General features: G+C 57.2%; 2 protein-coding genes and 1 pseudogene. All 3 read left to right on the forward strand.

What is annotated here, in order from left to right:
- Positions 1-441 (forward strand): annotated as a pseudogene (locus Q0F21_RS06875) (porin); the annotation flags it as partial.
- Positions 442-534: 93 nt separating this feature from the next.
- Positions 535-1,938 carry a TerB N-terminal domain-containing protein gene (locus Q0F21_RS06880; RefSeq protein ID WP_297238569.1) on the forward strand — a complete coding sequence of 468 codons (1,404 nt, stop codon included), beginning with the start codon at positions 535-537 and terminating at the stop codon, positions 1,936-1,938.
- 272 nt (positions 1,939-2,210) lie between these two features.
- Complete coding sequence (locus tag Q0F21_RS06885) at positions 2,211-2,681, forward strand: Hsp20/alpha crystallin family protein (protein WP_297238571.1); 471 nt, start codon at positions 2,211-2,213, stop codon at positions 2,679-2,681.
- Positions 2,682-2,916: the final 235 nt, after the last annotated feature.

The raw sequence follows: 2,916 nt of genomic DNA on the forward strand, positions 1-2,916 counted from the left end.
TCGGCCAATGTGATCGAGTACCAGCCGGGGAAGTTCATCAATTACCTCTACCTCGGCAATCGATTCAACATCGGCTCCAAGACGGAGCTGGACATTGACCTGGGGAATAGAGCGACCTTTGGGCAGAAGCCCTTCTTCTTCTCCGACTACTCCCTCACCGCTCGGCTGAAGTACTACCCCTCCGACTACCTCAAGCTGATCCTCCGCGCCGGCTACGATACCAATAAGAGCGGTCTCGATGCGGACTACATGGTGACCGATGGGACGGAGATCAGCCAGGTGGGCTGCGGGGTGGAGTACTTCCCCTACGGAGACAACCGCCTGAGGCTGCACGGTAATATCGGATACGCCTTTGGCACCAATACACACCCCGAGGCGGAGGTGCTGGACAGGGAGATGCTCCTCGACGTAGGGCTCACCTGGCGTATCCATGCCAAGTAATCGATGGCATGTAGTCATTTTTATTATCTTTGTGACACTGTGTGGGGGATGCGACCTCCACTTACCACAATAACCACTTAGTGAATCAACAGCATGAATTTCCTAAAGAAACTCTTCGGCGTCGGTAGTGACAGCAACGACAACAAGGACGAGGACCGTCGCCGGGAAGAGAGACGCTCGGAACCGTCTGCCCAGCCCGAACCTAAGCCACAGAGGAGCGAGGCAGAGAGAGAGAGGTCTCAGCGCCCCTCACGCCGCCGCAACAACAACCCTGATGAGCGGCGGAATCAGCAACGTCGCAAGCCCTCTAACAATGAGCGGAGACCCAAGCGCAATGACAACACCACTGAGGACAACCGTCGCAGAGGCGGATCCGGTGACAGCGGTCGCCGTGGTCGCCGTCCCTCAGACCGCCGAGCCGAGCGGAGGAGCCGCATCGAGGAGAGACCCCGCGCCACCGAGCTCTCGGAGTATGTACTGGCTACGGCAGAGGTGGAGCACGATGAGGAGCGCGACAAGTGGCGCTCTCTCGACTTCCGCAAGCTGGACACGGTGATCCCTGAGAGGACCCTGGCTCAGGAGCACCCCGAGGATCTCGACCTGCCGGAGCCGATGCGTCAGGCAATCCGAGAGTCGCTCGTATGGGTCTCCTACGACGAGGAGCTTCCGGAGATCAGCTACGATGAGGAGGGCAATAAGCAAGTCGGAGGAACTGAGGAGCAGCAGCGTCAGCCCTACTTCCTCGAGCCGAGTACGATCTGGACCGAGGCGCCGATCAGCGAGGGCGAAGGCGGGAGACTGAAGTACTCCCCATCCTACCTTGAGCTCACTCCTGAGCAGAGATATGAGTACCTCGATTGGCTCACCCGTAAGGACAAGAGCGGCAAGTGGGGCTACGTCTTCCTCTACTACAATGGTCTGGAGCGCCACCTCCTCCTGGGCGACCTCGATCGTGCCGTGGAGGAGATCCTGAAGCTCAGGGAGACCTTCCCCTGGCAGCACAAACTGATCAACGCCTCCGAGTACGCCGTGATCAACTCCTGCTTTGCCCGTCGCCGCAGAGATCTGCTCCAGAAGCTGATCGATGAGGGTGCCTTCACCGGTATCTCTCTCCTTCAGATGACCATCTCCTACGAGAGTGATGTCAATCTCGGGGCTGAGGACCTGCTCAATATCTTCTACAAGCTCTATCCGGCGGCACGCACCGCTCTCCACCACGACCGCGACCGTCTCAGGACGCACGTGGAGAGTGCGCTGAATAAGCTGACCCTCTACGATGGACTCCCGATCTACCGCTACCCGATCGACGAGGTGAAGACGAAGAACGAGCACCGCTTCCTCAACGACTCCTTCCCGGAGTACCTGCGAGGCTGCGTGATGCCGGACTTCTACTCCCTGGATCCCTTCCGCAACGACGTGGATCTGATCTTCCACACCGCCTTCGATGCCTACAAGGCTCAGTGCGGCGACACTCCGTCCGAGGGAGCAGAGGAGTAACAGTCTGCCCCTTTCCCACTCTACTAAAGGTCCTCCTGCATCACTGCGGGGGGACCTTTGCCATCGAGACAGATCGGCAGTCGGGATTGTCAGCAGGCAGGACAGCCTTGGCTGATACCTGACAGGAGGCACACTTCATTCTGTCACCTTATTTACGTAATTGTCAGACCGCCTGGGCTGGTGCCGATCTTGCCATATTCTTACTGTCGAGGGCAGTACAGCCCGAGGCAATCAAGAGTAGAATAGTAACAGTAAAGCAAAAGGATAAGATTATGACACGTTCAGGATTTGATCTCTTCAACGATCTCTTTTTCAACGACAACTTCCTCCGTCCCTACTACAGCACCACGCGGGGAACCTCCAGCCCCGCGACCAACGTGATCGAGGAGGAGGATGCATACAAGCTACAGGTGTCGGCACCCGGCTTCACGAAGGCGGATGTGGATGTGAAGCTGGACCAGGACGGCAACCTCGTGATCTCGCTGGATAAGAAGAGCTGCGACGAAGCGCCCAAGACCGACAACTCGGATGAGAAGCAGGTGGCTACGTCCGACCAGAAGCCGGTGCACTACCTCCGTCGGGAGTTTTACCACCAGAGCTCGATGCAGCGCTTCTCCCTCCCCGAGGATGCGGACGCTGTCAGCATCCGCGCCAAGATGGAGGACGGCATCCTCGAGGTGGTGATCCCTAAGGTCAAGCCTGAGGAGAAGCCGAGCATCGAGAGAGCCATCAACATCGACTAAGCGAGAGCTAAGGTTAGAGAAAAGTTTGGTAAAGCAATGGGACTGCATGGAGAGGACAACTCTCTATGCAGTCCCTTTACTTTTGGTGTGTCGCAAGCCGTTCCCGCAACAGAATGAAAATCGCTACCTTTGCCCAAGATCCTCAGTAGGACTCATATCTATACAGCAATCAATGAATATGGCTGAAAACTCTGTACTCGAGTATCGCGACGTCACCATCCGCCGGGCGGAGAAT

Source organism: uncultured Porphyromonas sp., assembly GCF_934359325.1.
Lineage (GTDB): Bacteria > Bacteroidota > Bacteroidia > Bacteroidales > Porphyromonadaceae > Porphyromonas_A.

Bases quoted from the DNA above. Each gene is read 5' to 3' on its own strand.
- Q0F21_RS06880 (WP_297238569.1), top strand. From the start codon at position 535: ATGAATTTCCTAAAGAAACTCTTCGGCGTCGGTAGTGACAGCAACGAC.
- Q0F21_RS06885 (WP_297238571.1), top strand. From the start codon at position 2,211: ATGACACGTTCAGGATTTGATCTCTTCAACGATCTCTTTTTCAACGAC.